The organism is Microcystis sp. M49636_WE2, from assembly GCF_030065375.1.
In the GTDB taxonomy this organism is placed as follows: Bacteria; Cyanobacteriota; Cyanobacteriia; order Cyanobacteriales; family Microcystaceae; genus Microcystis; species Microcystis aeruginosa_C.
In genome coordinates this window covers 1-1,673 of record NZ_JASJFG010000561.1, presented here as the reverse complement: position 1 = coordinate 1,673, position 1,673 = coordinate 1, and the positions used below count along the sequence as shown (strand labels likewise).

The 1,673-nt window shown below is 49.4% G+C and carries 1 protein-coding gene and 3 pseudogenes; 1 reads left to right on the top strand and 3 read right to left on the bottom strand.

The window, feature by feature from the left end; genetic code table 11:
- Both PX484_RS13000 and PX484_RS12995 read right to left on the bottom strand, forming a co-directional pair.
- Positions 1 to 566, bottom strand: a 566-nt coding sequence (locus PX484_RS13000) for a DUF3318 domain-containing protein (protein WP_288104155.1), incomplete at its 3' end; no start/stop codon positions are given.
- A 312-nt stretch (positions 567 to 878) separates the two neighbouring features.
- Positions 879 to 1,085, bottom strand: a pseudogene (locus PX484_RS12995) (zinc ribbon domain-containing protein); the annotation flags it as partial.
- 2 nt (positions 1,086 to 1,087) lie between these two features.
- Here PX484_RS12995 and PX484_RS12990 point away from each other — a divergent pair.
- Positions 1,088 to 1,273 (top strand): annotated as a pseudogene (locus PX484_RS12990) (type II toxin-antitoxin system HicB family antitoxin); the annotation flags it as partial.
- Here PX484_RS12990 and PX484_RS12985 read toward each other — a convergent pair.
- A pseudogene (locus PX484_RS12985) lies at positions 1,262 to 1,673 on the bottom strand (thioredoxin domain-containing protein); the annotation flags it as partial. The pseudogenes PX484_RS12990 and PX484_RS12985 sit on opposite strands and share 12 nt — an antisense overlap.

Genomic DNA, 1,673 nt, shown 5'->3' with positions numbered 1-1,673 from the left:
GCTAATTTTTTCAGATTTTGACAGCGCAATAACTCGTTAAAATTGAGACTCGATCGCCCCTCAATTTCAGCTATAGTCTCAATAGCCGATAATAAACCCTTAGCGGCCTCGGTTTCCGTGTAACCGCGTCTAACGGCCACTTTTAGGGCTGCCTCATCCGCGTCTAATTCCCGTTGGGGGCTGCGTTTTTCCCGCCAAATCCGGTTAATTGCCAAGGCAGTTAAACCCCCCGCCACTGCCATACCGACGGCATCGGTTTGTAGGGTTTCCACGGTTAAACCGATGATACCAGCCAGAGCAATTACTCGATCGAGATCGGGTTTAAACCATTTTACTGCCGTTAAAACACAGACGGCCCTTAACAAGACTAAATCCCGTTGGGGTCTTGATAATTGCCGCCAGAGGTCAAAATTAATTTGAATTGGTCTGACCCCTCTTTGCCAGGGCAGGGGAAAATTAGTTTCGATTACCTTGGGGCTTTCGGGTTTGCTGACAATGCGCGTCATCATCCGTCCCGAAGCGGGCATGAGGTCTAGTAAATGACTAATCTCGTTGTCTTGGTTCATCGATCACCAGCCAATAGTCTTCGATCATTGAGTATAATGGCTTTCCGAGTTAATATCTCTTTTCCGACAATTTTCTCAAAGTTGAACGAATCCGCGTCAGTCCCCACCGTTCGGCGGTTCGGCTGAACTCACCGTCGAAGCCCTCAGCAAGGCAATGGTGGGGAAGCACCATTTGCCCTGTACTTCTGGGGGTAGACTATGTTGATTATGCAGCCAGATTAAGCAATTTCTTGGGGGTAAATCCTGAAGTTGGAGAAACCTTGACATCCTCACCGCCGTAAACGGACGGTGATTCCTCACCACGCCACCTTTTTAGGATAGTCGCGTCAATGGGGTTGACGCTTCACAGGATGCTGCTACCTTAGCGGTAGTCTTACGCTTTCCGACCCGTCCATTTAGGGTCTCCGATTGCCCACTGGCGACCTTGATATTTACCGCAGCATTGATGTCTCGATCATGAAAAGTCCCACAGAAAAGACATTCCCACTCACGGATATTTAACGCCTTTTTCCCGCCGATAAGGAGGTTACTGGGCGGAAGTTCCTGCACTCCCTGGCTGCATAACAGAAGGGGATAGTATTGATGAACTCATCAATAGCCTTCAAGAGGCCATGCAAGGCTGGTTAGAAGTTGCCAACGAAAGCCAAACACCAGAGCCTATTTCCTGGGAGAGTGGGGAGCAGAGAGAAAAAACCTTAACCGAGTAGTATTGACGGACCCACCATCACCCCAGCAATTTGTCGGTCTAACTGTTCTAAATTTTCCGCCGGTTCAAGGCAGCATAACCCTTGACAAATTAACCCAAATGTGCTAGGGGGCAAACTGTCATCGACTCGATACACCGCAGTGGGTAAATAGCGACTTAACAGCGGCTCGATCGAGCTTTCCGGGGCCCGCAGACAGAAACCGTGACGATAGTGATCGAGGGCGACAAATAAACTGGGGCAAGCGGTGGGGGACTCTTCGAGGATGGTACTAAAAGATTGCAAGGCCTTTTCGGCCCGATCGAGATATTCTAGATTTTCCGTCAATCGCGACAGACGCAATAAATTAGCGATCGCAATTCCGTTGGCCGAAGGGGTGGCATTATCCGTATAACCCCGTTCT